The organism is Acidithiobacillus sulfurivorans (genome assembly GCF_018853815.1).
Classification (GTDB): Bacteria; Pseudomonadota; Gammaproteobacteria; order Acidithiobacillales; family Acidithiobacillaceae; genus Acidithiobacillus; species Acidithiobacillus sulfurivorans.
The window spans coordinates 14,335-39,811 of record NZ_JAAOMP010000126.1 but is presented as its reverse complement, the minus strand read 5'-3'; the positions used below and the strand labels follow the sequence as shown (position 1 = coordinate 39,811).

Annotated in this window: 21 protein-coding genes; 13 read left to right on the top strand and 8 right to left on the bottom strand. The window is 53.2% G+C overall.

What is annotated here, in order from left to right; all coding sequences use genetic code 11:
• Positions 1–23 precede the first annotated feature (23 nt).
• From HAP95_RS11690 to hemE, 8 genes are all read left to right on the top strand, one after another.
• The gene (locus tag HAP95_RS11690; protein ID WP_215884381.1) at positions 24–2,357 is read left to right on the top strand and encodes a type IV pilus secretin PilQ; all 2,334 of its coding nucleotides are present in this window, start codon (positions 24–26) and stop codon (positions 2,355–2,357) included.
• Positions 2,354–2,875 carry a shikimate kinase gene (locus HAP95_RS11685; protein WP_215884380.1) on the top strand — a complete coding sequence of 174 codons (522 nt, stop codon included), beginning with the start codon at positions 2,354–2,356 and terminating at the stop codon, positions 2,873–2,875. Before HAP95_RS11690 ends, HAP95_RS11685 begins: the two co-directional genes overlap by 4 nt.
• Positions 2,876–2,954: 79 nt before the next feature.
• The gene (gene aroB / locus HAP95_RS11680) at positions 2,955–4,046 is read left to right on the top strand and encodes a 3-dehydroquinate synthase (protein ID WP_215884379.1); all 1,092 of its coding nucleotides are present in this window, start codon (positions 2,955–2,957) and stop codon (positions 4,044–4,046) included.
• Complete coding sequence (gene thyX / locus HAP95_RS11675) at positions 4,043–4,885, top strand: FAD-dependent thymidylate synthase (protein ID WP_215884378.1); 843 nt, start codon at positions 4,043–4,045, stop codon at positions 4,883–4,885. The genes aroB and thyX overlap by 4 nt, the downstream gene beginning before the upstream one ends.
• Positions 4,866–6,047, top strand: a complete 1,182-nt coding sequence (locus tag HAP95_RS11670) for a deoxyguanosinetriphosphate triphosphohydrolase (RefSeq protein ID WP_215884377.1) — start codon at positions 4,866–4,868, stop codon at positions 6,045–6,047. Before thyX ends, HAP95_RS11670 begins: the two co-directional genes overlap by 20 nt.
• A 106-nt stretch (positions 6,048–6,153) precedes the next feature.
• On the top strand, positions 6,154–10,581 hold the full coding sequence (gene gltB, locus HAP95_RS11665) for a glutamate synthase large subunit (protein ID WP_215884376.1): 4,428 nt from the start codon (positions 6,154–6,156) through the stop codon (positions 10,579–10,581).
• Positions 10,582–10,608: 27 nt separating this feature from the next.
• Positions 10,609–12,006: an FAD-dependent oxidoreductase gene (locus HAP95_RS11660; RefSeq protein ID WP_215884375.1), complete on the top strand. Its 1,398-nt coding sequence runs from the start codon at positions 10,609–10,611 to the stop codon at positions 12,004–12,006.
• A gap of 5 nt (positions 12,007–12,011) precedes the next feature.
• Entirely contained in the window at positions 12,012–13,082 is a 1,071-nt protein-coding gene (gene hemE, locus HAP95_RS11655) for a uroporphyrinogen decarboxylase (RefSeq protein WP_215884374.1), read from the top strand.
• A 27-nt stretch (positions 13,083–13,109) separates the two neighbouring features.
• On the opposite strand, the gene HAP95_RS11650 is transcribed toward hemE, so the two are convergent.
• Both HAP95_RS11650 and HAP95_RS11645 read right to left on the bottom strand, forming a co-directional pair.
• Positions 13,110–14,018 (bottom strand): lysophospholipid acyltransferase family protein, encoded by a 909-nt coding sequence (locus tag HAP95_RS11650; protein WP_215884373.1) that lies wholly within the window; start codon positions 14,016–14,018, stop codon positions 13,110–13,112.
• Positions 14,015–14,791 (bottom strand): GNAT family N-acetyltransferase, encoded by a 777-nt coding sequence (locus tag HAP95_RS11645; RefSeq protein WP_215884372.1) that lies wholly within the window; start codon positions 14,789–14,791, stop codon positions 14,015–14,017. Before HAP95_RS11645 ends, HAP95_RS11650 begins: the two co-directional genes overlap by 4 nt.
• 274 nt (positions 14,792–15,065) lie before the next feature.
• On the opposite strand from HAP95_RS11645, the gene HAP95_RS11640 reads away from it, so the two are divergent.
• The 4 genes from HAP95_RS11640 to ilvA are packed head-to-tail and all read left to right on the top strand — an operon-like array spanning position 15,066 to position 18,131.
• Positions 15,066–15,275, top strand: coding sequence for a (2Fe-2S)-binding protein (locus tag HAP95_RS11640; protein WP_215884371.1), 210 nt, complete (start codon positions 15,066–15,068; stop codon positions 15,273–15,275).
• Positions 15,276–15,277: 2 nt separating this feature from the next.
• Positions 15,278–16,240 (top strand): YheT family hydrolase, encoded by a 963-nt coding sequence (locus HAP95_RS11635; RefSeq protein WP_226832744.1) that lies wholly within the window; start codon positions 15,278–15,280, stop codon positions 16,238–16,240.
• Positions 16,237–16,608 carry a winged helix-turn-helix domain-containing protein gene (locus tag HAP95_RS11630; protein ID WP_215884369.1) on the top strand — a complete coding sequence of 124 codons (372 nt, stop codon included), beginning with the start codon at positions 16,237–16,239 and terminating at the stop codon, positions 16,606–16,608. The genes HAP95_RS11635 and HAP95_RS11630 overlap by 4 nt, the downstream gene beginning before the upstream one ends.
• On the top strand, positions 16,605–18,131 hold the full coding sequence (gene ilvA, locus HAP95_RS11625) for a threonine ammonia-lyase, biosynthetic (protein ID WP_438263665.1): 1,527 nt from the start codon (positions 16,605–16,607) through the stop codon (positions 18,129–18,131). The genes HAP95_RS11630 and ilvA overlap by 4 nt, the downstream gene beginning before the upstream one ends.
• On the opposite strand, the gene HAP95_RS11620 is transcribed toward ilvA, so the two are convergent.
• The gene (locus HAP95_RS11620; RefSeq protein ID WP_215884368.1) at positions 18,128–18,532 is read right to left on the bottom strand and encodes a group III truncated hemoglobin; all 405 of its coding nucleotides are present in this window, start codon (positions 18,530–18,532) and stop codon (positions 18,128–18,130) included. The two genes, ilvA and HAP95_RS11620, sit on opposite strands and share 4 nt — an antisense overlap.
• A 150-nt stretch (positions 18,533–18,682) precedes the next feature.
• Here HAP95_RS11620 and HAP95_RS11615 point away from each other — a divergent pair, with 150 nt between their 5' ends.
• Entirely contained in the window at positions 18,683–19,858 is a 1,176-nt protein-coding gene (locus HAP95_RS11615; protein WP_215884367.1) for a glycosyltransferase family 4 protein, read from the top strand.
• Between the two features lie 21 nt (positions 19,859–19,879).
• On the opposite strand, the gene HAP95_RS11610 is transcribed toward HAP95_RS11615, so the two are convergent.
• From HAP95_RS11610 to HAP95_RS11590, 5 genes are read right to left on the bottom strand one after another with little or no spacing between them, the layout of a single operon-like run.
• Complete coding sequence (locus HAP95_RS11610; RefSeq protein WP_215884366.1) at positions 19,880–20,878, bottom strand: glycosyltransferase family 2 protein; 999 nt, start codon at positions 20,876–20,878, stop codon at positions 19,880–19,882.
• A 28-nt stretch (positions 20,879–20,906) separates the two neighbouring features.
• On the bottom strand, positions 20,907–22,061 hold the full coding sequence (locus tag HAP95_RS11605) for a glycosyltransferase family 4 protein (RefSeq protein ID WP_215884365.1): 1,155 nt from the start codon (positions 22,059–22,061) through the stop codon (positions 20,907–20,909).
• Entirely contained in the window at positions 22,058–23,155 is a 1,098-nt protein-coding gene (locus tag HAP95_RS11600) for a glycosyltransferase family 4 protein (RefSeq protein ID WP_226832743.1), read from the bottom strand. Before HAP95_RS11600 ends, HAP95_RS11605 begins: the two co-directional genes overlap by 4 nt.
• The gene (locus tag HAP95_RS11595; RefSeq protein WP_215884364.1) at positions 23,148–24,569 is read right to left on the bottom strand and encodes a hypothetical protein; all 1,422 of its coding nucleotides are present in this window, start codon (positions 24,567–24,569) and stop codon (positions 23,148–23,150) included. Before HAP95_RS11595 ends, HAP95_RS11600 begins: the two co-directional genes overlap by 8 nt.
• Complete coding sequence (locus HAP95_RS11590) at positions 24,554–25,477, bottom strand: glycosyltransferase family 2 protein (RefSeq protein WP_215884363.1); 924 nt, start codon at positions 25,475–25,477, stop codon at positions 24,554–24,556. Before HAP95_RS11590 ends, HAP95_RS11595 begins: the two co-directional genes overlap by 16 nt.

Sequence of the window (25,477 nt, the reverse complement as noted above, 5' to 3'; positions counted from 1 at the left end):
AGAATACAGAGGAATACAAAAAGATGCGCACAGCCAACAATGCCCACCTTCCACTCAGTAGCCGTTATCCGCGCCTGCGCCCATTAACCAGTGCCATTTTAGCGGCGGCACTCGGCCTGAGCTCAGGGGCAGCCTGGGCGGAGAGTCTCATCAGCAGCATCACGCCCAGCTCGGATCAGCATGGCACCGCTTTCATCATTCATAGTGATTCGCGACCTGCCTACGACGTCAACACTCTTAACGGCGGGTATCGGGTTCAAATCGATTTCACCAATGCACACTTTCTGCCCTCCGTGGGCACCGTCATGGGTAGTGGGGCGGTACAAAATGTCCTGACCGAAAATGAGGGACATAATGCCAGGCTGGACCTGCTGCTGAAATCTCCCCAGGCAGTCATGATAGAACCGACGGTTGGCGGTTATCGCCTGGCGTTTGTCGACAGCACCGCACCGGCAGCAGCCCCTGCCCCGGCGGCAACTTCAAGCGCAACAGCAGTCTCCAGCCCTGCAGCAGTGATGGCAAGCCCCGCAGCGGCCCCTGCTCCGGCCATGACCTACGGCACTCAAGTCAACGGCCTGAATTTCAAGCGAGGCAAGCAGGGTGGCGGCATTCTGGATTTGTCCATCACCGGACCACAACCGGAAATGAATGTTACCCGGGAAGATGGCAAGCTGGTAGTTGAACTCAAAAATACCACACTGCCCGCCAGCTACACCCATCGCTTTGGGGTGACCCAGTTTGGCACCCCGGTACAGTTTGTGGATAGTTATCCTATTGGCCAGAATACCCGCCTGGTATTTGCCATTAATGGCCCCTATGAATACTCGGCTTATCAACTGGGTCAGCAGACCATGATTGATGTGCATCCCAAGACCGAAAGTGCCGTTCAGAATCCCAAAGACAGCGCCCGTCTGAGTATGGATTTCCAGAACATCAGCGTACGGGATGCCTTGCAGGTTATTGCCGACTTCACCCACCAGAATATTGTGGTTTCCAATAATGTGACGGGCAGCCTTTCCATTCGCTTGAAAAATGAACCCTGGGAACAGGCTCTCCAGGTCATTCTCGAATCTCAAGGATTGGCGGTCAAACACATTGGCAATATTCTCTGGGTGGCCCCCGCCAATCAGATTACCAGCCAGGAAGAGGCGGAACTTAAAGCCGATGCCAGCAAGCGCAAACTGGAACCTTTGGAAACCCAACTCATTCAGATCAAGTACGCCAAAGCCTCGAGTATTGCTTCACTGCTGGAAGGGTTTGATCAGAACAAGCAACCTGGTGCTCCTGACAGCCAGATGAGCAGCTATCAGCAACAATCTCTTGCCAACGCCCTTGGACTGCCAAAATCCAGCATTATTGGCAACTCCCTGCTTGGCCCACGCGGGTCCGTGGCCGTAGTAACCCGTACCAATAGCCTGCTGGTTCGGGATACCCCGCGAGACATTGAAAACATCAAAAAGCTGATTGCCAAAATCGACAAGCCCGTACCACAGGTCCTGATTGAGGCGCGCATTGTTCAGATAACCACCAGTGCGGCGCATTCTTTGGGCGTCAACTGGGGTGGCACCTACACCTCTAACGGTGCAGGTGGCGTCGTCAATCTTTCCGGAACCGGAGCCACTGGCACAACAGCAACCCAGGGCGGTGCATATCCCATCCAGGGCAGCAGTTCCAGTTCCACGACCGGCACGGGCTTCACCGTACCCGCCCTGGCCAATCTCGCTGCTTCCAATGCGGGTACGGCTTTGGCCAGTGCTAGCCCGGCTTCTCTGGGCTTTGCCCTGGGAACGGCTGCGGGTAATCGTATTCTGAACCTGCAGTTGCAGGCTCTACAGGTGAATAATCGCGCTAAAATCATCTCCAGTCCGAAAGTCATGACTGAGGATAATGAAAAGGCAGTCATTTCTCAGGGTCAGGAAATTCCCTATCAGCAATCCACCAGCAGTGGTGCCACTTCGGTATCCTTCAAAAAAGCCGAGTTGAGTCTGGATGTGACGCCGCACATTTCACCCAACGGCAAAATCACCCTGGATGTGGACGCCAAAAACAATCAGCCCAATTACGCCGATGCCTTGCCTTCCGGTATTCCTATCACCACCCAGGAAGTCAAAACCAAATTGCTGGTCAACAATGGACAGACCATCGTTATTGGCGGTATTTATACGGACACCACCAACCACAACCAGACAGGCATTCCTCTATTGAAAGACATTCCGCTGCTGGGCTGGCTCTTCAAAAGTAACGTTGACAGTGTCGCCAAAACCGAATTACTGGTATTCATCACCCCCAAGGTCATTGGTGGTGACGCCCAGGACGGCCTCGCAGGTGCCAGCGGCGATAGCAATCTCGGGCAATGACCGGAACGGTCATTCTGATCGGGCCGATGGGCTCGGGCAAATCGACCATCGGGCGGCTTCTGGCCGCCCGTTTACGTATTCCCTACGTCGACAGTGACCAACTGATTGTCACCCAAACGGGTGTGGACATACCCACTATTTTTGAAATTGAGGGAGAAGCCGGTTTTCGCGAGCGCGAAGCAAAAGTCATTGCCGATCTGGCCGGACACAATCAGGATATGGTCCTTGCCACTGGCGGTGGCGCCATTCTCGACGCCCACAACCGCGCCCATCTTCGCCAGATGGGTCAGGTGATTTATCTGGATGTCAGCATAGAAGAACAATTAAAAAGAGTACGCCACGACCGTAACCGCCCTTTGCTGCAAACCACAGACCTGGAAAGCCGCCTGCGCAGCCTCGCTCAGCAAAGAAGCAGTCTTTATCAGCAGACAGCTCATTGGCGGGTGAGTGGTGATGGCCTCCGCTCAGATCAGGTACTACGGCGAATTTTAAGGTATTTACAGTCACAAACAGGTTAAATGAGGGCACCCCTCTTGCCTGCAGGCCCAAGAAACTCAACAATGGAAGAGTAAACCCGCCCACAAGAGCTCAGATTATATGCAAAGTCTTCGTGTAGAACTTGGTCAGCGCAGCTACTCCATCCATATTGGCAGCGGCATTATCAGCGACTCAACCCTCTTCGCTCCGGTTTTGGGCAAGGGTCCGATCGCCATCATTACCGACACGAATGTCGCCCCACTTTATCTGAAGACCCTGCAAAACACCCTGAATGCCCTGAACAAGGATTCACTGGTGATCACCCTGCCAGCGGGCGAAGAAAGCAAATCTCTCGACAATATCCAGATCATTACCGGGCATCTACTCAGCGCCGGTTATGGCCGCGATTGCACACTCTGTGCGCTGGGCGGTGGGGTGGTTGGTGATATCACCGGCTTTGCTGCTGCCGTTTATCAACGCGGCGTTGCCTGTGTGCAAATTCCCACCACCCTGCTGGCCATGGTGGATTCTTCCGTGGGTGGGAAAACGGGTGTTAATCACCCCTTGGGTAAAAATATGATCGGTGCGTTTTATCAGCCCCGTACGGTCATCGTCGATACAGATACCCTCGACAGCCTGCCAGAACGGGAGTTTCGTTCCGGTCTTGCCGAAGTGATCAAATATGGGCTGATTAACGATCTCAGCTTTTTTTCCTGGCTGGAAGATAACCTGGATGCCGTGCTCGCCCGCGACACCGAGGCCCTGGCAAAAATCATCAAAACTTCTTGCCGGGACAAGGCGGATGTGGTCGCCAGGGACGAACTGGAAGGGGGGCTGCGCGCCATCCTGAATTTTGGCCACACTTTTGGTCATGCCATTGAAGCAGCCAGTGGTTATGGACATTATCTGCATGGCGAAGCAGTAGCTATCGGGATGGTCATGGCCGCTGATCTGTCCCGTCGCCTGGATCTGCTTCGGGAAAGCGAACAAAATCGCATTTTCAAATTGCTCAAGGCAGCGGGACTCCCTACTCTGGCCCCCCGTCTGGAAACTTCCGTCTATCTGGATTTCATGAAGGTCGATAAAAAAGCGGAAGGCGGCCAAATCCGCTTCATTCTTCTCAACAGCATTGGCAGCGCCCTGATTACCGGCGATGTGCCTCCTGCGGCCATTATCCAGACCCTACAGGCTTTTATGGAGCTTAGTGCATGAACGACATCAACAAGGCCACTGCAGAATTGCAGGCAGAAATGGAACAGCGCATGGTCCTCAACCCCGAGGGAACCCGGCGTATTGGTAATTTTGGCTTCATCGAACTGGAAGAAAGCTGGGGAGATGAAGCCACCATCATCAATACCGCCCGTATCAGCACCACCAATCAACGCCTGAAAAGTGGTCATGACTTTAACGAGCGCGATCGTAATTTGCTCTACCAGTTGCTCCGCGATCAGCATGGCACCCCCTTTGAAACCATCTACTTCCGTTTTCGCTTTATCGCGCCCATTTTTGTGCTTCGCCAATGGGTCAAACACCGGGTTTCCAGCTGGAATGAATTTTCCATGCGTTACCGCAAACCCATCTCTGTGGCCTATATCCCCGATGAGGCAGCACGCACGGTAGATGGTTACGCCGTTTTGGACGATACGGTGATGGCCGAATACGAAGCCCTGATGGGTCAACTTTTCCAGTGGTACGAAACCCAGTACAGCGCTGCCTGCACACGCATTGATGGGGCTCGCGAATCCGGCGAACTGGCACCCAAGGAAGGGGGGCGTGACCCTTATCGGGGCCGTGCCCGGGAGCTTCTCCGTAACGTTATGCCGGTTGCTGCCTACTCGGATGTGTATTGGACCATCAACTTTCGCAGCCTCATGAATTTTTTCAAATTGCGGCGTAAAAAAGATGCTCAATATGAAATCCGCGAATATGCAGATGCGGCCTATGCGCTTTTTGCCGCCCGCCTGCCATTGCTGGCCGAAACCATGCAGCGGGTCATCGACGAGTCGGAACAAACCCCATCCACCGAGGAGCATGCTGGTCGTGCAGGATAATCAAGGCAGCGCTTTTCAGGGGATGCTGGCCCCCTACGCCGCCCGTGCCGAAAGCAGCCTGGGCCGCAAACATGCAGAAATCCCTCCGGAAAGCCGTAGTCCCTTTCAGCGCGACCGCGACCGGGTGATTCATTCCAGTGCTTTTCGCCGTCTGGAGTATAAAACCCAGGTGTTCGTCAATCATGAGGGTGATTTGTATCGTACTCGCCTCACCCACACGCTCGAAGTCGCGCAGGTTGGGCGTGCCATTGCCCGGCAACTGGGACTGGATGAAGATCTGGTAGAAGCCATCGCCCTGGCCCATGATCTCGGACATACCCCCTTTGGTCATGCGGGACAGGATGCCCTGCAGGAATGCATGAGCGATCTCGGCGGCTTCGAGCATAATATTCAGTCCCTGCGAATTGTGGACCGTCTCGAAGTCCGTTATGGAGATTTCCCTGGTCTGAACCTGAGTTTTGAGACCCGGGAAGGCATTCTCAAACATTGCGCCAAAAGCAAAGCCGCCGATCTGGGCGATGTGGGCGAGCGTTTTGTGCGCGGTACCCAACCTTCCCTGGAAGCGCAAATTACCAATCTGGCCGATGAAATCGCCTACAACAATCACGATATTGACGATGGCCTGCGCGCGGGTCTGCTGGATCTCCCGGAACTGTGCAGTAACAGTTTGTACGGCTCCATATATACCGAAGTCCAAACCCATTACCCGGATGCTTCCGTGACCATTCTCCGTCACGAAACCGGAAGGCGCCTGATCAATCTGCTGATTAATGATCTGGTCGCGGAAACGCGACGGCGTATCCAGAGCGGTCATATCACCAGTATTGTCGAGGTCCGGGCCAGTATCCGGCCACTGGCGGCTCACAGTCCGGAAATCGCTGGCCAGATCAAATCGCTGAAAAGCTTTCTGTTTCATCGTATGTATCGGCACCCCCGGGTCCATCGGCAGGCGGAAAAAGCCAAACGCCTGGTGCGCCGTCTTTTTCACACCCTGCGCGAAGATCCCCGCCTGCTTCCCCTGAAATATCAGGCCCGTATCCAGGCCACGGATCAGCAGGAAAAAAGCAAGGCCCGCATAGTCGCCGATTACATTGCCGGCATGACCGACCGCTTTGCCATTGCTGAATATGACCGCCTTTTTGATCCTCATGGTGAGGCCTGACAAGCGGATCTCTCGCGCCTCTTGGACCTCGTCCATAAGCCCGCTATAATGTCTAGCCCTGCTTTGCAGTTCAGCGACAGGGTGACGGAACGGACCAGGTGACCTAATGACGCAAAGCTTATACTCCTCCGATTTTGAAAGAGATTCCTGCGGCTTCGGGCTGATTGCCCAGATGGATAATCAGGCCAGCCATGCTATTGTCGCTACGGCCATTGCCTCACTGGCCCGCCTGACCCATCGCGGTGCAGTGGCCGCTGATGGCAAAAGTGGCGACGGCTGCGGCCTGCTGGTCCAGATGCCGCGCGTGTTCTTCCACAGCATTGCTGCAGAAATGGGGATTAAGCTCCCTGAACATTTTGGTGTGGGTCAGTTTTTCCTACCCCAGGACGCCGCCCTTGCCCAGACCATTCGTGATGCATTAGATGCAGAAGCCCAAGATCTCGGCCTGAGCAGTGTTGCCTGGCGGCAGGTCCCCACCGACAACTCAGCTTGCGGAGAAGAAGCCCTGAGCAGCTTGCCCACCGTCTGGCAGGTATTTGTCGGCCTGCCCGAAGATCAGGACGTGGATACGCATGAGCGGCTTTTGTATCGCCTGCGTCGCCGGGTAGAAAAGCGTTTCGTCGCAAATTCAGAATTTTTTGCTGTCACCTGTTCTTCTCAGGTAATTGGCTATAAGGGTCTGGTCCTTCCGGAAAATCTCCCGGTATTTTATCCCGATCTGCGCGACTCGCGCTTTAGCTCGGCACTGGTCACCTATCATCAGCGCTTTTCCACCAATACCTGGCCGGAGTGGCGTCTCTGCCAGCCTTTCCGGATTCTCGCCCATAATGGTGAACTGAATACGGTGCAAGGTAATCGCCTCTGGGCCAAGGCCCGGGAAGCGCAATTGCAAAGTGACCTGTTACCCATGGCTGAAGTACTTCCCGCCGTAGGCGGTGGCAGCGATTCCTACAGTCTCGACAATATGCTGGAGCTACTGGTGCAGGGTGGCATGGATTTTTTCAAGGCCATCCGTCTGCTGGTGCCTCCGGCCTGGCACAATGTTCCGCATATGGAACCGGCTCTGCGGGCTTTTTATGAATATCACTCCATGCGCATGGAAGCCTGGGATGGCCCCGCCGGCCTGGTTCTGAACACCGGCCGCATCGCCGCCTGCGCCCTGGATCGCAATGGTTTGCGGCCCGCGCGTTATGTCATCACCAAAAACCGCATCATCAATATTGCTTCGGAAGTAGGCGTTTTCGACTACCAACATCAGGATATTGCCGTGCAGGGGCGGGTCGGACCCGGCCAGCTGGTCGCGGTGGATATGGCGAGCGGACGCTTCCTCGACTCGGAAAGCATTGATACCGAAATCATGAACAGTCATCCTTATCGGGAATGGCTGGATGAATATGCGGAGCATCTGCATCGCGATGACCATGATCTGACCCCGGCCCTGCCCGTTACCGACCTGCTGCTCAGCGAAAAGGCCTTTGGTGTCAGCTTTGAGGAAGAAGATCAGGTCATCCGCATTCTCGCCGAAGGCGCTCAGGAAGCGGTGGGCTCCATGGGTGACGACACCCCGATGGCCGTACTTTCCGGGCAAAAACGCCACATTGCCGATTATTTCCGGCAGCAGTTTGCGCAGGTCACCAATCCCCCCATTGATCCCCTGCGTGAAGCCCTGGTAATGTCCCTGAATACGGTGATCGGCAGCGAGAGCAATCTGTTCGCAGAGCGTCCCGAATATGCCCGCCGCATCGAAATTCATTCGCCGATTCTTTCCGACAGTACTTTTGTCGCTTTAACCAGTCGTGAAGAGCCGGCCTTTCGCAGTCAGACTTTCAGCCTCTGCTATTCCGCCGCAGACAGTAACCTGGGTGGGGCTATTGAAGCGCTCTGTGAAGAAGTGATTACCGCCGTCCGCCATGGTGCCGTCATTCTGGTGCTGTCCGATCATGCCCTGGAGCGGGATCGTCTTTACATTCCGGCGCTCATGGCCGTAGGTGCTGTTCATCATGCACTCATTGATGCGGGCTTACGGACCCGGGCCAACATTGTCGTCGCCACGGCGCATGCCCGCGATCCCCATCAGTTTGCCACCCTGATTGGCTATGGTGCGACGGCCGTCTATCCTTACCTCAGCTATGCCATTGTCCGCAGCCTCAGCGAACGGCACGCCTTCAGTCAGCCCCTGACCCTGGTCAAGGCCCTGGAAAATTATCGCAAGGGCATCGACAAGGGGCTCTACAAAATCCTCTCGAAAATGGGCATATCCACCCTCGCCTCCTATCGCAGTACCCAGCTTTTTGAAGCACTGGGGCTGGATGAACTGGTCGTGGAGCGTTGCTTCAAGGGTACCGTCAGCCGGATTGCCGGGGCCAGCTTTGAACTGCTCGAAGCCGATATCCGCCAGCAGGTGCGCGATGCCTACATTCCCAGAAAAACCCTGCCCGTGGGTGGACTACTGAAATATGTGAATGGGGGTGAGTATCATGCCTACCATCCCGATGTCGTCCAGAGCCTGCAAACAGCCGTAAAATCAGGATGTTACGAGGATTACCAGGTTTTTGCAGGGCTGGTCAACGAACGTCCGGTCACCAACTTGCGGGATTTGCTGCAACTGAAAACCACTGCGCAACCCATCCCCCTCAGCGAAGTGGAACCCATTGAATCCATTACTCCGCGTTTTGATACGGCAGCCATGTCCCTGGGGGCACTGTCGCCGGAAGCCCACGAAGCCCTGGCGATTGCCATGAACAGCATTGGTGGGCGCTCCAACTCGGGTGAAGGCGGCGAAGATCCTGCCCGATATCACAATAACAAGGTCAGCAAGATCAAGCAGATTGCTTCCGGACGCTTTGGTGTGACGCCAGAGTATGCGGTCAATGCCGAAGAGTTGCAGATCAAGGTTGCCCAGGGGGCCAAACCCGGTGAAGGGGGTCAACTGCCCGGTCACAAAGTCAGTGGCATCATTGCCCGTTTGCGTTATGCCAAGGAAGGCGTGGCGCTGATCAGCCCTCCGCCCCACCACGACATTTACTCCATTGAAGATCTGGCCCAGCTCATTTTTGATCTGAAGCAGATCAATCCCCAGGCTTATGTGTCCGTCAAACTGGTTTCCGAAGCGGGCGTCGGTACCATTGCTGCGGGCGTGGCCAAGGCCTATGCCGATCGCATCACCATTGCCGGTTATGATGGCGGCACCGGCGCCAGCCCGCTGACCTCGGTCAAATATGCCGGATCTCCCTGGGAGCTGGGGCTCGCCGAAACCCAGGTCACCCTGCGTCGCAACCAGCTGCGGCATCGGGTCCGTCTGCAGGCTGATGGTGGCTTCAAAACCGGTCTGGATGTCATCAAGGGGGCCTTACTGGGTGCAGAAAGTTTTGGTTTCGGCACTGCGCCGATGATTGCCCTGGGCTGCAAATATCTGCGTATTTGCCATCTCAACAACTGCGCTACCGGCATTGCCACCCAGGATGAAACTCTGCGCAAGCATTTCACTGGCCTACCGGAAATGGCCATCAATTACTTCCGCTTTGTGGCCGAAGAAGCCCGTCAGATCATGGCGCAGCTGGGCATTCGCCACTTTGATGAACTGATTGGTGCCAGCCAGTTGCTGGAAATCGGTGGCGCCCAGACTGAAAAGCAGGAGCGCCTGAATTTGTTGCCACTGCTCGCCAATGCCGAGCTGCGCAATGCCGATGTCAACTTCCACACCCAGGACCGCAATCCGCCCTTTGATCAGGGCGAACTCGCCGAACAGATGGTCAAGGATGCCCGTCCGGCACTGGAAGAAAAAATACCTACCCGTTTGCACTATCCGATCCGCAACGTCAATCGCTCCATTGGTGCCCGCCTGTCCGGAGAAATTGCGCGCCGTTACGGCAATAGCGGCCTGCCTGATGACAGCATTCATGTGGAACTGACAGGCACGGCGGGGCAGTCTTTTGGTGCCTTCTGCGTGCAGGGTGTAACCCTGCAACTACATGGGGATGCCAATGATTATGTGGGCAAAGCCATGAACGGTGGCACCATTGTCATTGCCCCCCCGGCAGGAACCAGTTATGCCAGCCAGGACTCGGCCATTGTCGGCAATACCTGCCTGTATGGAGCCACGGGTGGGCGCTTGTTTGCCGCAGGGCGCGCCGGAGAACGCTTTGCAGTGCGCAACTCCGGTGCCGTTACTGTTATTGAAGGCGCAGGGGATCATGCCTGTGAATACATGACCGGAGGCCAGGTCATCATTCTCGGCTCCGTGGGTGTCAATTTTGGTGCGGGCATGACGGGTGGTCTGGCTTTTGTCCGCGATCAGGCCCGGCAGTTTGCCGATCAGGTTAATGGCGAACTGGTCAACTGTCACCGTATCGAGACCGAATCCATGCGCGGCTATGCAGCCCTGCTCCGGCGTCATGTCGAAACCCACGTTGCCCAAACCGGCAGCAGCTACGCCGCCAGCCTGCTGAAAGACTGGTCCCATTTCATTCGTGATGTCTGGCTCGTGGTGCCCAAGGCAGCGAAGCTGGATGTTTTGCTGGAAGAAGCCAGCTGATTCTCAGCGCTATCCCGAGGAAAAATTATGAGCCATTTTGCCTTCATCGAAGACCCACGGCAGGACCCGAAAAAACTGGACGTAGAAGAACGCCGCGAAGTGTTCAAGGAAATCTACAAAAGTTTTGATCTGGACAGTGCCAAGCTCCAGGCCGATCGCTGCCTGCATTGCGGCAACCCCTATTGTGAATGGAAGTGCCCGGTGCACAATTACATTCCCAACTGGCTGCAGCTGATTGTTGAAAACCGCATTGAAGAAGCGGCAGAACTTTCCCATCAAACCAATACCCTTCCGGAAATCTGCGGGCGCATTTGCCCGCAAGACCGGCTTTGCGAAGGGGCCTGCACCCTCAATGACGGCTACGGAGCCGTCACCATCGGCAATCTCGAAAGATTCATCAGCGAGGAAGCCCTGGCACGCGGCTGGCGTCCCAACATCGGTACCGTCAGTCCCAACGGTAAAAAGGTGGCCGTCGTCGGAGCCGGGCCCGCAGGACTGGGGTGTGCGGATGTTCTCAATCGTGCCGGCACCAAAGTCACCGTTTTTGATCGTTATCCCGCCGTGGGGGGGCTGCTGACTTTTGGTATTCCACCCTTCAAGCTGGAAAAGGAAGTCATTGCCCGCCGCGCTGATCTGCTGCAGGAAATGGGCATTGAGTTTCAACTGGGAACAGAAATAGGCAAAGACATTCCCCTGGCACAGTTGCTGAAAGACTTTGATGCCGTCTTCCTCGGCATGGGCACCTATACCGCCAAGACCGGCAATTTTCCCGGAGAACATCTCCCCGGCGTCATCAAGGCATTGTCTTATCTGATTGCCAACACCCGTCATCTGATGCAGCTTCCGGACCCGACTCTGCCCTACATCAACCTTTCCGGGAAAAAAGTCGTCGTACTGGGTGGTGGCGATACGGCCATGGACTGTGTGCGGACGGCCGTGCGTCAGGGCGCCAGCAGCGTCATTTGTGCTTATCGTCGCGATGAAGAAAACATGCCCGGCTCCCGACGGGAAGTCGCCAATGCCCGCGAAGAAGGCGTGAAATTCCTCTTCAATCGCCAGCCTGTAGAAATTATCGGCACGGAACAAGAAGGTACCAAGGCTGTCCGTATGGTGGAAACACGGCTGGGCGAACCCGACGTCAAAGGTCGCCGCCACCCCGAACTCATCCCCGGTTCCGAACAAATTCTGGATGCGGACGTGGTCATCATTGCCTTTGGCTTTGATCCCTCCCCCGCCTCCTGGTTTGGAGAACACGGCATTGAAATCGACGAGCGCGGCCGGATTCGCACCAATGCCCAATTCCAGACCAATAATACCCGCATTTTTGCGGGCGGCGACATGCGGCGAGGTTCGGATCTCGTGGTCACTGCGGTGGATGAAGGCCGCAAAGCCGCCGAAGGTATTCTCGATCAGTTGGGAGTTTAGGGATTATGGCCAGTGTCTTGCAGAATGATCGTTTTCTGCGCGCCTGCCTGCAGCAGAACGTAGATCAGGTCCCGGTCTGGCTGATGCGTCAGGCGGGACGTTACCTCCCGGAATACCGTGCCACCCGTGCCCGGGCGGGTGACTTCCTGACCCTCTGCACCACGCCAGAACTGGCCTGCGAAGTCACCTTACAACCCATCGACCGCTTTCCCCTAGACGCCGCCATCCTTTTTTCAGATATTCTCACCATCCCCTACGTGATGGGTCTGGGGTTGAGTTTTCAGGAAGGAGAGGGCCCGGTTTTCGAAAAGCCCCTGCGCTCTGCGGCAGACATTGCCCGTCTCAGTCAACCTGATCCTGAAAATGAACTGCGTTTTGTCATGGATGCCGTACGCCTGATTCGTCGCGAGCTGGATGGGCGCGTACCCCTCATCGGTTTTGCCGGCAGCCCCTGGACCCTCGCCTGCTACATGATCGAAGGTCGCGGCAGCCGTGATTTCATCCATATCAAAAGCCTGCTTTACAGTGACCCCGCTACCTTACACCAGTTGCTGGCGCACCTTGCCGATTCAGTGACCGCCTATTTGAATGCCCAGATTGCGGCTGGTGCCCAGGCCGTCATGCTTTTTGATACCTGGGGCGGCAGCCTCAGCACTCCCGCCTATGCAGAGTTTTCTCTGGCCTATATGACCCGGATTATTGCCGGCCTGCGCCGCGAAGCAGACGACCGGAGGGTTCCGGTTATCCTGTTCACCAAAGGCGGCGGCAACTGGCTGGAAGTCATGGCCGACAGTGGTGCAGATGTCATCGGACTCGACTGGAGTACAGAACTGCATATCGCCCGGCAGCGACTGGGTCAAAAGGTCGCCCTGCAAGGAAACATGGATCCTGTTGCTTTATATGGCAGCAGCGAAGGAGTAAGGCAGGAAGCCTTGCGGGTTCTGAACAGTCACGGTAGTGGAGCAGGTCATATTTTCAATCTGGGACATGGAATCACGCCCCAAACACCCATAGAGAATGTTGCCACCCTCGTGAATACGGTGCATAGCTGGAACCCTGCAAGGCAGTCCGTTTGAGGCAGTCAGCTTGAGGTTTAAATAATCTCAGCCACCATGGCTCCGTCGCCAGGCTGCCCAGGCATCGCGCAACGGATGACGCCCACGACGCGGCTGCAGATAAGTCACCGAAGCACCCTGCTCCATGCGCTGCAAAGCCTCGCTGATTGCCATACGGGTTTGCTGTGCGAGCTGCCGACGCCCCAGTTCAGAAGGTAAGGCGGGGAGAAATTCCACACGCAGGGTTAAAGGTGCAGCGGCGGCCAGCCGCCAGAGATGTCCGAACAAACTATCGTCGCCAATAAAGGGGCACAATGCATCGGGTTGCCCCGGTTGCAGCACATCCTCATAACGCAGGGCCACCGGAACCGTTTCAGCTTGGGCTGCTGCGGCTGTTTCAAAAGGAGCGGCATAAAATTCGCCCACCAATTTACCATCGCTGGTGGTTCCTTCCGGAAACAGCACAACGCTGGTTCCTGCCATAATAATGTCGCTGGCCTGACGCATGGTGCGCTGACTGGCCCGGGCATCGCTGCGATCAATAAACAAGGTCCCCAGCCAGACTCCCATGATCCCGAAAAAAGGCCAGTCCCGCATCTCCTTTTTCGCTACAAAACGGCCGGGAATCAAGGTCGCCAGAGCCAGAATATCCAGATAAGACACATGGTTCGCGGCAATCATCACGGGTCGATCGGGAACTTTGCCATCCACTCGCAAACGAATCCCCAAAACCCGCAAGGCGCGACGACTCCACCAGGCAAAAGCCCGATAACTGGAGGCATCAGGTTGCGCTTTGCGGGCACAAGTCCACAGCGCCAACGGATAAGCCAACAAGAGATAAAACAACAGCATAGGGACCCGCCAAAACCGACGCATGGCATTGGGCCGCATACGCCGCAAACGCCGCCCCGGATAGTGAATAAGAACCGGAGCAGGCGTTTGTTTGCGCCTTCTCATTTTCTGCGGCCCACCGGTTCCAGAAAACGTTGCTGATAACGGGGGGTCATGAGGCTGGATTCACACCACACAAAAAAATCTGCACAGTGAAACTGGGGATCCCAGAAAGGCTCTCCCCCCACCCGAACACCGGCCCGCAAATAACCCTTCAACAGCGCAGGTAGAGAAGCGGCTTCCACCTCTGCCAGCCGGTCAAAACCCGGAACCTCGCGCAGCGGGAAAACCCGTTGTTCCTGCGGAGTCAAATATTGCTGAAGTTGCTGATACAAGGCCCCAAGGGCCGGGCCATCCGTACTGTGCACACTTGCGCAACCCATCAGGTAATCTATCTGCCACATGGACATGGCCTCGGCCAGCCCCGACCAGAGCAGGGCAATCACCCCTCCCTGACGGTAATCGGGATGTACGCAGGAACGACCCAGCTCCATAATCCGGCTGTTCAGAGCGAGCAGACGGGATAAATCAAACTCGGTCTCGGCATAATAGCGGCCCACTGAAGGGACTTTTTCGGGCAGGAAAAGGCGGTAAGTACCCACCACTTCCTGACGGTTTTCATCTTCGACAATCAGGTGCTCACAAAAAGGATCATATTCATCCTGATCCAGACCCGGCCCACCACTGAGTTGGGCACCATATTCAGCACTGAACACTTCATAACGTAAACGTTGCGCTGCCTCCACTTCGTCCTGATGACGGGCCAGATAAAGTCGCAAGGAACGATCTTTTTTCTTAGTCACGTGATCGGTACTGCCGTGAGATTGAGTGCTTAACATGCAGAGCTCTCCGTGCAAAAACGATAGCAAACCTTCCTTATTATGACTCACAAATATGACAATAGTGCGGCACTTTTATGAACTTTTTGTGACAAACAAGATCCAGTTCACCCAATAGGGCCATTTTATAGCATGATTCAGACATTACCAGCCCCAAGTGCAAAATAATCGGTCTCCTGCAAAAAACCGCCGCCGAAGTCTTGCACCCCGCGCCCGCAATGGCTACTGTATAACATTGTTTCAGCATACCTTGCCAAGAGGTGAAGTTTTTATCATGTCTGCCGCACCCGAGGAAGCCGATGACAGCCCATATTGCTGTTGTTCGGCCGCCACTTTTATGGAAATTCTGGAGCGCCAACGCGCTGAACCTTTATCTTTTATGGAACTGCTGATGGTCCACGCCGGTTGTGGCGGCGGTTGCGGAAGCTGTATTGACGATCTTGAGGCTTACCTCCGTCAGCACGACGCTTACATCGAAGATTGAAGTTGTCCTGTGACTTTCAACCACCCTGGTGGTCTTGGGGTGGGCATCAGCAAACTATCTGGGCTCCCTTTTTCGCCCGCTCCGGCAAGGTTCCCTTGCGTCGTGAAATCTGGACAACACCCGATCATGATCAAGTAGCCGTCGATTGGATAGACGCTCCTCTCAAGGCGCCCGTGGTCATACTGTTTCATGGCCTGGGTAGCAGCTCACGGGGGCATTATGCACTGGCACTGGCAAGCGCCCTGCGCCACAGGGGATGGGGCGGCTGTTTCATCAATTTTCGTGGCTGCGGTGGCATCGACAATCGTCTGCCCCGCAGTTATCACGCAGGCGACAGCAGCGAAATTGCCTGGATGCTGGAAAAGGTTGCAGAGATCCTGCCCGACAGAAAGCGTTATGCAGTGGGTGTTTCCCTGGGCGGCAATGCTCTTCTGAAATATCTCGGTGAACAAGGGGCCAAGGCCGAGCCGATCCTGAGCAAAGCCGCTGGCGTCTGTGCCCCTATTGATCTGGTAGCTACTGCTGAATTTTTGCAGAAAGGTAAAATCCGTTTTTACAATCGTTACTTTCTGAAAAACATGAAACAAAGCGTGCGCCGCTTGCAACGACGCTATCCGGAACTGGCAGATTGGTCACAGGTTTTTTCCGCCAAAAACCTGTATGATTTCGACGAGCATTTTACGGCCCCGGTACACGGTTTCGCAGGCGCACACAGTTTTTGGGAAGAAGGATCATCTGCTCCCCTGCTTCGTCATATTACCGTGCCTACCCTGCTGCTAAACAGCGCGGATGACCCGATTGTACCCATAGCCAGCGTTCGTTCGGCTCTATTGAGTCCGGCGATAACGCCCTGCGAAACCCCACATGGTGGGCATGTAGGCTTCATGTCCGGGCCTTTTCCCGGACGTCTGGACTGGTTACCGCACACATTGCTGGATTATTTTGACGGGAGGAACAACGCATGAGCGATCATCTGCAACCACGCCTGCGGGTTTTACTGGCAGAAGCCATCGCCATTGGCCCCGGCAAAGCCGAGTTGCTGCGCCATATCCGCGAAACCGGTTCCATTTCCGCTGCGGCCCGCTGTATGCACATGAGCTACCGACGCGCCTGGTTGTTGGTGGACACCATGAATCACAGCTTTCTTACGCCCGTGGTCAGCACCGCTACCGGCGGCAGTCACGGCGGTGGTGCGCATCTGACGGAAATGGGTGAAGAAGTGCTGCGCCGCTACGAAGCCATGGAAGGAAAAGCCAATGCCGCACTGGCTCCCGACATTGCCGAATTCCGCAAACTCATGCAACTCCAGCCTCGGGAGCAGCCAAAATCGTGAAAAACCTGCTTCGGGAAGTACTCTGCAGCCGGGTTTATGATGTCGCCCGGGAAACCCCGCTGGAAGCCGCACCCAAGCTGAGTGCACGCCTGCAGCGCGAGGTTCTGTTCAAGCGCGAAGACCTGCAACCGGTATTCAGCTTCAAACTACGTGGTGCCTACAACAAAATCGCCCAACTTTCCGACGCCGAAAAAGCCGCAGGCGTCATCACCGCCAGCGCGGGTAACCATGCCCAAGGGGTCGCCTACTCCGCCCAGAAACTGGGCATTCGCGCCACCATCGTCATGCCTGCCACCACCCCCGAAATCAAGGTCAATGCGGTACGGGCGCGGGGCGCTGAAGTGATTTTGCACGGCGACAACTTTTCGGACGCCCAGACCCACTGTTTTCAACTGGTACAGCAATCGGGCATGGTATTTATCCCGCCCTTTGATGACCCCCTGGTCATCGCCGGGCAGGGAACCGTGGGGGCAGAAATATTGCGGCAGCGGGGCGCCGGTCTGGAAGCGATTTTTGTGCCCGTCGGTGGTGGCGGGCTGATCGCCGGAGTAGCCGCTTACCTCAAATCCATTGTCCCGGAAATCCGCATCATTGGTGTCGAACCCTTTGAAGCCGATGCCATGTATCAGTCCCTCCTAGCCGGGAAAAGGATCACCCTGCCCCAGGTGGGCATTTTCGCCGACGGTGTGGCCGTCAAACAGGTCGGGGAACACACCTTCGCCCTCTGCCAGCAATACGTGGACGAGGTCGTCCGGGTCAGTAATGATGAAATCTGCGCCGCCATCAAGGATGTGTTTGATGAAACCCGCTCCATCATGGAACCCGCCGGCGCCCTTGCCCTCGCCGGACTGAAGCGCAAGGCGGCTGAAGACCCTGGTCGGGGTGGAGCCTGGGTCGCCCTGCTCTCCGGCGCCAACATGAATTTTGACCGTCTGGGCTTCATTGCCGAGCGCGCCGAACTGGGCGAAGCCCGGGAAGCCCTGTTTGCCGTCACCATTCCGGAAACGCCCGGTGCCTTCCGGGACTTTTGTACGGCCATTGGCCAGCGCGTCGTCACCGAATTCAACTATCGGCTGCACCGCCGGGATTGCGCCCATATTTTTGTCGGCGTCGCCATTCGTAATCGGGAAGACGCCGCCGCCCTCCTCCGGCAATTACAGGAAAGCGGGCACCAGGCGCTGGACCTCAGTGATGACGAAATGGCCAAACTGCACATCCGCCACATGGTCGGCGGACATGCCAGCGAAGCACAAAGCGAACGCGTCTACCGTTTTGAGTTCCCGGAACGGCCGGGCGCCCTCATGGCGTTTCTGGAAAAACTGGGCGGCCAGTGGAACATCAGCCTGTTTCATTACCGGAATAACGGGGTGGACCTGGGACGCGTCCTGGCCGGTTTTGAAGTCCCTGATAAGGATTTACAGCGCTTTGAAGACATGCTCAGCAAGGTAGGCTATCCGCATTTTTCCGAAAGCAGCAATCCCGCCTATCGCTTTTTCCTGGACCAAGGTGACGCCCCGGCCTAAGACTCCCGAGGCGCGAACATCAAACGCAGGGACTCGCCAATGCCAGCGGCCATCCCGTGCCAGCGTTTGGCCACATCCGCGTCCATGTGGTCCAGCATGGTCTCGTGAAACAAAGCCAGCCAGTCATCCACTAAAGGGTTGGTGACTCCTACCGGGGCGTGCTTGTCCCCCAGCGCGTAACGGTAGTCCTTGTAGGGCAGCCCACCCGATACCGTCCACCAGTAATGCACCAGACGATCCTTGTGCAAGTCCCAGTCCTGAACAATGGAAAAGGGCTCGGCCAGAGTCGGATGCACCTGAATACGATTGTAAAAGTCATCCACCACGGCGCGAATCACCGGCAGGGATATTTTGTCACAGAGCGGCTCAAGCCGCCGCCTGGGGGGGGTGCTGGTTTCCATTGGATTTATCCGAAAAGCCTTGACCGGAGGATTTTAGCAGAATTTTCTACCGGAAGCAGAGGCATTCTACTGCAACATCAGAATGCGATGTTTGTCTTGCCATCCAAACCCTTTATAATCAGCCTACATGCAAACCATCGGCCCCCCCCAATGACGCTCCAAAAGCCACGCGTGGCCATCATTCATGACTGGCTGGTAACTTATGCTGGTGCCGAACGCGTACTGGAACAGATGATCCAGTGTTACCCCCAGGCGGATTTATTCAGCCTGGTCGACTTTCTTCCCGACAACAAACGTGGTTTCATCGCTAATAAGCCTGTTCACACTTCGTTTATTCAAAAACTACCCAAAGCCAAAACCAGGTACCGCAGCTATTTACCCCTCATGGCTCTAGCCATCGAACAATTTGATCTCTCCAGTTATGACCTCATCCTCAGTAGTAGTCATGCCGTCGCCAAAGGTGTACTCACCGGGCCGGATCAGTTGCATATCAGTTATGTACACTCACCCATACGTTATGCCTGGGATCTCCAGCATCAATACTTGAAGGAATCCCGACTGGATCATGGTATCAAGGGCTGGATAGCGCGCATTATCCTGCACTATGTACGTCTTTGGGATACCCGCACAGCCAATGGCGTGGACTGTTTCATTGCCAACTCTGCCTTTGTTGCGCGAAGAATTTTCAAGGTGTATAGGCGCCAGGCACAAATTATTGCGCCACCGGTAGACATTTCCAGCTTTACCCTGCAGGAAGAAAAACAAAACTATTATGTGACGGCCTCGCGGATGGTCCCCTACAAAAAAGTAGACCTGATTGTTGCGGCCTTCACGGCCATGCCCGACAAAAACCTGATCGTCATTGGCGATGGACCGGACTATGAAAAAGTCAGGGCAGCAGCAGGTCCTAATGTGCAGTTACTGGGCTTTGCCGAAAGCCAGGTGTTGCTGGACCATTTGCAGAATGCGAAAGCCTTTGTATTTGCGGCAGAAGAAGATTTTGGCATAGCACCCTTGGAGGCACAGGCTTGCGGCACGCCGGTGATAGCTTTTGGCAAGGGGGGGGCGCGTGAAACCATCGTTCCGCTACTTGAAGAAAATGCCCAGCACAATGGACCAGAAAGGCAGCAAGCTACCGGCGTCTTTTTTTACGAACAAACCCAGTCAGCTATCATGGCAGCCGTAGAACACTTCGAAAAAAACATTGCGCTGATCAAACCCATCAACTGCCGGGAAAACGCTTTGCGTTTCGGCTCTGAACGCTTTTGTGAAGAATTTAAAGAGGTTACCGAGAAAGGATGGATAAGATTTGATGAAAAAAATTAAACCATAGAGAAAATTCAAGAATTAACGAACATTAGAATAAAAGTTTTTTCTTTTAAGCGAAAGGAAGCGCATTGAAAAAGAATGTGGAAACATACACAAAACAAAACCTATAACACATCGAGGTGATCTATATTTCTTGATACAAAGCGCAAATAATTCACGCGCTTCTTTCCTGTTACCAGAAATTAAACGAGCTTTTGCACTTCTGAATGTAGCATCAGTAATCCTTTTATTAATCAGTTCATTCTTATCCGGAAACCATAGCTCCTGAAGCAAAAAACCATAAATAAATCTTTCTGAATCAGGAAGTCTGGATGTACCACCGTTAGTTTCCGAATCTCCATGAACACGGTAACTTGCTAAGCGTTCAGGTATATAGTAAATGGGTAGACGAGAATGTACATATATGCATGCCATCCACAAATCAGCACAAACGCCAACATCTTTATAGGCCATTGAGCTATCAATAAGGGATTTTCTGAATACGCTCGTCGAACCGACAGAAATAGACCCATTAAATAATGCATCAACGGGGTTAGTCAACTCTCCTTCAGCCAGAAAATCACGATGCCAATATACTGTATTACTATCACTTACTTTATTTTGTACAATTCCAAACTCATCAATAATCCAATGATCACAAAATACCAATGACAAATGGGATTGATTTTCCATAATCCTGACAGAACGCTCCAGAAACTCAGGAGCGATCAAATCATCATCATTCAATACCGTTATATACCGGCCATTAGATTCAGATATGGCATTATTGCAACTTACAAGAACACCAAGACGGACTTTGTTCGATCGATAAGTCAGCCTTTTGTCTTCGAATTCATGACAGATTTTTTTAATTTCTTCCGAATCAGAATCGTCCACAACGATAATTTCAATGTTTTTTAATGTTTGCGCGAGAGCCGATTTGATAGCATATCCAACATAACTAGTACGCCTAAAAGCAGGAATAATTATGGTTGCAAATATCTCTTTATTTATTAAATTACCGCTATTGTTTATCACTTTACAAACCTCACGAAATTATTAGTTTTTAAAAACTGCGGCAATCTTCGGACGCATGTGAAGACATGCAATCATATAAATCAACATATTTTTTGGAAATAAAATCCCACGATAAATTTATGGCAGAATCACGCGCAGCAGTTGCCATTTCCTTGCGTTTAGATAAACTCATTTGAGAGAAATCCTGCATAAAATTTGCAATAGATTGGTAGTCGTCAGGATCATCAAGAATCCACCCACCATTAGCAGGAACCTGAAAGGAAGCCCCCACTGTCTTGGCGGTAATCACCGGCACAGCACAAGCCAGAGATTCAGAAACGATCATGGCCCAAGGATCATAACGCGAAGGGAAAACCAGCAGATCGGCAGAATGCAAAAAAGCCGCCACATCTTCGCGATAGCCCATAAAATGCACGCGATCAGCAAGATCCATGTCACGAACCATATCGGGATAGGGGCTTTGTTCGAGATACCCAAGAACAATCAGGTGCCAGGATCTGGCGATATTCAGAGCACGTAACACTGTATCCAGATTTTTTCGTGAGGAACGCAAATCTCCTGCAAATAGGGCCACATTATCCATTTTCCTAAATGCAGACAACTCTCGCACAGCAGTCCCTGGGCAATACTCCTGAACATCTACTCCATTAGGTATAATAATAATTTTTTCTGGGTCAACACCAATACCAATCAGCTCCTCGGCAATTTTCGGAGAAACTGCAGTCACCCAACGCGCCTGCTGATAAGACCGGCGCTCCAGCACTGCATTTATCCAGGTAAATATCTGATGATATGCCTTCTTGAGCCCCTTTTCAGTGCGGGTTTCATTGTAGGGAGAATCTTGCCATGCTCCATGGACGAAGTGCGCCGAATTGATTTCAGCCGGATACCAGGTGATAAAACCATTTGCATGCACCAAGTCGAAAACCTGTGATGTTCTCTTCAGCCACCACCAGCTGCGCAGAGCAAAGACCTGGTTTCGCAACAACTGGGTAGGCCAGCCCTGGACCGGGATAGAGACCCATGTCACGCCCTCCAGGCTGGCCACTTCTTGGGCACACTCACTGGCCAGAAGTGTGATGACATATCCTACAGCCCGAGCCGCCATCAGGATTTCATAATTGACGCGCCCCTGACCGTCCCCTTTTTTCAGTTTATGGGTAATGATGCACACATTTTTCATGACTGCAGAACTCGTTGATACAAGGTCAGAGTTTCTTGGGTCATGCGTTGCACGGTGAGCCATTCAATACCAGTGCAAGCCCGTTGTGCATATTGTTCGCGCAAATCTGGATCGCATAAAAATCGATGCAATTGATGACTCAAAGCAGTGACATCTCCAGCAGTAAACAATTGACCCGCCTTCCCGCCTTCCAGTGCTTCAGGAATTCCATCCACATCACTGGCAATAATGGCACAAGCATTTTCTCTCGCCTCCAGAACAACCAACGGAAACGGATCTTTGCGAGAAGCGAGAACAAAAATATCCGCACTTTTCAAATAAGATTGCGGCTGAGACTGGAAGCCTTCAAAAAAAATGTGGTCCCTACGTGAACTGTTCCTTGCCATCTCCTCAAAAACCGCACGGTCCGGCCCCTCTCCAACAATATACAAATAGCCGGGGAGGTCCTCAGGCAAGCTTGCAAAAGCGGCAATCAGATCGCGAATGCCTTTCCTTTCATACATCCCAGCAACCGTAACAATGGCCGGATGAACCAACGACTTGGCTTCGACTCTCTGCATACGCGGGCTGTTGATTGTGCCATTACGGACCACATGCAATTTTCTGGCTGGTATTCCGCGCCCTGCCATGGAACGACAGACGGCATCACTGACTACAATTACCGCGTCACCGACAGACATGATTCGAGCACTTTTTTGAAATTCATTATGCACATGGGTAATCAACCGGTAGCGCCTACGTAATCGCAGTAATTTTGCAAGCAGGGCTCCTGTCATCATATGGGCATGGACGATATCGGGTCGGGTTTGATGTATAATCCGTTCAAGATTGACGATCATTTTAGGCAAACTGAACATAGACTTGCTGAAATTCATCGAATAGTGTTTCACCCCATGATGATCCAGAAGACTTTCATACTCTCCGCCGCCGGAAGCATAAAAAACTTCATGTCCAAGCGCACGTTGTGAGCAGGCCAAGTCAACAGCAACGTTGACGATACCATTGCCGACCTCGAGGACGTGATTAGTGATATGCAAGATCCGCATTTTTTTTACACTCCCGTGCAGATCGCTGCCGAGTGTATCCTCAGTCATTTTTCATTCCTTCCACCTGACGATAGTGAATGCCGGCAATAGCAGTTCCTGCAAATGCCCAAAACAGCATCCCGGTACTACCAATTAAAGTATCCACAAATATTAAAGTGGAAAACACCGCCAGGCTGATCCCGGAAGAAATGGCTATGAATGGATCTTTTTTTGACCACTTATTATTTAATATTGATATTAATGTCCAAATAGTTCCCAGAAAAAACAGGGTACCGCCTGCCCATCCGAGGACATAAGGAATTTCCATGATACCACTGTCAAAATTGACCACATGCCCTTTTTGACCGAGTCTAGCTGCAGTCCCGGTACTACCAATGCCGGCTCCTAATGGTGTTTCAAAAGCCTCTACAAAGAATTCTTCATAGAACTTCGTCCGTGCTTGATAACTGGCATTTTGTTTTACATTTTCAATGGAACTAAAACGCGCTTCCAATCGATCATAAACCGGCTTGTAAAGCAACATAGGTGTTGCAAGAATAACAATTACAATAATCCCCATAAAATAACGTAGCATCTGTTCTGGTTTTAGCCGGGACATAATATAAACCAAGCCAATAAACCAACCACCCCAAGCCGCCCGAACAATAGATAACAAAAAAGCTAGGTAACCAAAAAGCGCCGCAGGAATTCGCCAAAAACCGCCTCCGGCAAACAACATCAGCAAGGTTCCCATCAATTCAAAGGCGAAAGGTCCTGGAGAGTTCATTGTGCTGAAAATACGCACCTGAAAGGGTTCTGGACGACCGATACTCAACAATTTGGAGGCAGCCATCCAGTAGGCATCCCAGGGTAGAGGATGGGCATATTGAATCAGGCCATATCCCCCCATAACCAGGGTTCCCCAAACGAAAGTATGATACAGGGTGCGACGTACTTGCGGATAATCCCGCCAGCGAATAGCCATGTGCAAGCCAAATAAAACCGGAAGCAGCCAGTTCAGCAAACCATAGGTGGCAGGCATAAAGCCTGCAGTCAACATTCCGACCACATAGGCATACAAAATGCCTACAACCACCAGCGCCATGGGAAACAGGGTTTTTCGACGCAATTCCGGGAGATAATTTATTACAGTAAAAAATGCAAGCCCCGTCACCAAATAAGGAGTAAGCATAATTGGGTCAACGGGCTGAAATCCAATTTGATAATCCACAAGGCGCCTTATTTCCGGCGTAACAAACCAGAGCCACCACATATTACTGACATATAATGTTGGAAAATCCCGGTACAGCTTTACCCCTAAAACAAACCCAAAAAGCGGAAACAAGTAATTGGTTAATGAGCTTAGGTGGGCAAAATAAAAAGCAAATGGAAATGTCCAATAAAGAACAATATAAAGCCATATCCCACTTACACCTCGACGATAGTGAACGCTCGATCTGAGACTTTTCAATGTCGCAGCCAAGAGCGCACCCCCATATACCGACCATAAAAATTATCCCGAAACTTGGCCAGCGCCTGTTTTTTTTCTTTCGGCGCATAACGCAGCATTTGCACCACTCCATAACATTCACTGGTTCCGATAAGAATGGCCCAGATCAGAAATATCAATCGGCTGATACCCTGCAAATAACCCAACAACACCAGAGTTTCATTATGACAGCGATTACGCACTTCTTCGAGATTATAAACATCTCTTGAACGATCCCCAAAAAGTTTTCCTGGATAGTGGTTTACTCGTATTTCCGGATCATACAGCAGGCGCCAGCCTCTTTGGTGCAAACTCAGACCCAGGGAAAGTTCCCAGTGCCATTGCGCACCCCTTCCACGCAAGCGTCGGTCAAAACCAATCTCTTTCAATACAGACAAACGATAAGCACCATTGACCCCTTTCAGCAAATCGACAAATTGTGCTTTATTCGTTCGCAAGTGATGATTGGCAATAACTTTTCCATACCATAGCACTTGTCCGACCCTACGAACCGGGTCATCTAGCAGCGTACCATTCTGACGAATCAAATCTCGTCCTCCGACGCCAGCAAGTGTTTGGTCCATTTGAAAGACCTCTTCAATACGCTGCAACCAATCCGGGAATGGCGCCGAGTCATCGTCCGTAATAGCCAGTATATCTCCGTCTGCTGCATCCAGACCCAGGTTCATCGCCGTAACAAGTCCAGGAAGATCCACGATGACCACACGCAATGGCAGGGATGTTGCTGCATCACCATTCAGCACATCATGGGTTTCCAGGTCATCACGTCGCGCCACAACGATGATTTCATCGGCGGCACGACACTGATCACCCAAGGCACGCAGGCATCGCTCCAAATCCTTTGGGCGACGATAGGTGGGAATCATCACAGACACGCGCAT

Coding starts and splice junctions, on each gene's coding strand:
- HAP95_RS11690 (WP_215884381.1), top strand. CDS start 24: ATGCGCACAGCCAACAATGCCCACCTTCCACTCAGTAGCCGTTATCCG.
- HAP95_RS11685 (WP_215884380.1), top strand. CDS start 2,354: ATGACCGGAACGGTCATTCTGATCGGGCCGATGGGCTCGGGCAAATCG.
- aroB (WP_215884379.1), top strand. CDS start 2,955: ATGCAAAGTCTTCGTGTAGAACTTGGTCAGCGCAGCTACTCCATCCAT.
- thyX (WP_215884378.1), top strand. CDS start 4,043: ATGAACGACATCAACAAGGCCACTGCAGAATTGCAGGCAGAAATGGAA.
- HAP95_RS11670 (WP_215884377.1), top strand. CDS start 4,866: ATGCTGGTCGTGCAGGATAATCAAGGCAGCGCTTTTCAGGGGATGCTG.
- gltB (WP_215884376.1), top strand. CDS start 6,154: ATGACGCAAAGCTTATACTCCTCCGATTTTGAAAGAGATTCCTGCGGC.
- HAP95_RS11660 (WP_215884375.1), top strand. CDS start 10,609: ATGAGCCATTTTGCCTTCATCGAAGACCCACGGCAGGACCCGAAAAAA.
- hemE (WP_215884374.1), top strand. CDS start 12,012: ATGGCCAGTGTCTTGCAGAATGATCGTTTTCTGCGCGCCTGCCTGCAG.
- HAP95_RS11650 (WP_215884373.1), bottom strand. CDS start 14,018: ATGAGAAGGCGCAAACAAACGCCTGCTCCGGTTCTTATTCACTATCCG.
- HAP95_RS11645 (WP_215884372.1), bottom strand. CDS start 14,791: ATGTTAAGCACTCAATCTCACGGCAGTACCGATCACGTGACTAAGAAA.
- HAP95_RS11640 (WP_215884371.1), top strand. CDS start 15,066: ATGTCTGCCGCACCCGAGGAAGCCGATGACAGCCCATATTGCTGTTGT.
- HAP95_RS11630 (WP_215884369.1), top strand. CDS start 16,237: ATGAGCGATCATCTGCAACCACGCCTGCGGGTTTTACTGGCAGAAGCC.
- HAP95_RS11620 (WP_215884368.1), bottom strand. CDS start 18,532: ATGGAAACCAGCACCCCCCCCAGGCGGCGGCTTGAGCCGCTCTGTGAC.
- HAP95_RS11615 (WP_215884367.1), top strand. CDS start 18,683: ATGACGCTCCAAAAGCCACGCGTGGCCATCATTCATGACTGGCTGGTA.
- HAP95_RS11605 (WP_215884365.1), bottom strand. CDS start 22,061: ATGAAAAATGTGTGCATCATTACCCATAAACTGAAAAAAGGGGACGGT.
- HAP95_RS11600 (WP_226832743.1), bottom strand. CDS start 23,155: ATGACTGAGGATACACTCGGCAGCGATCTGCACGGGAGTGTAAAAAAA.
- HAP95_RS11590 (WP_215884363.1), bottom strand. CDS start 25,477: ATGCGCGTGTCTGTGATGATTCCCACCTATCGTCGCCCAAAGGATTTG.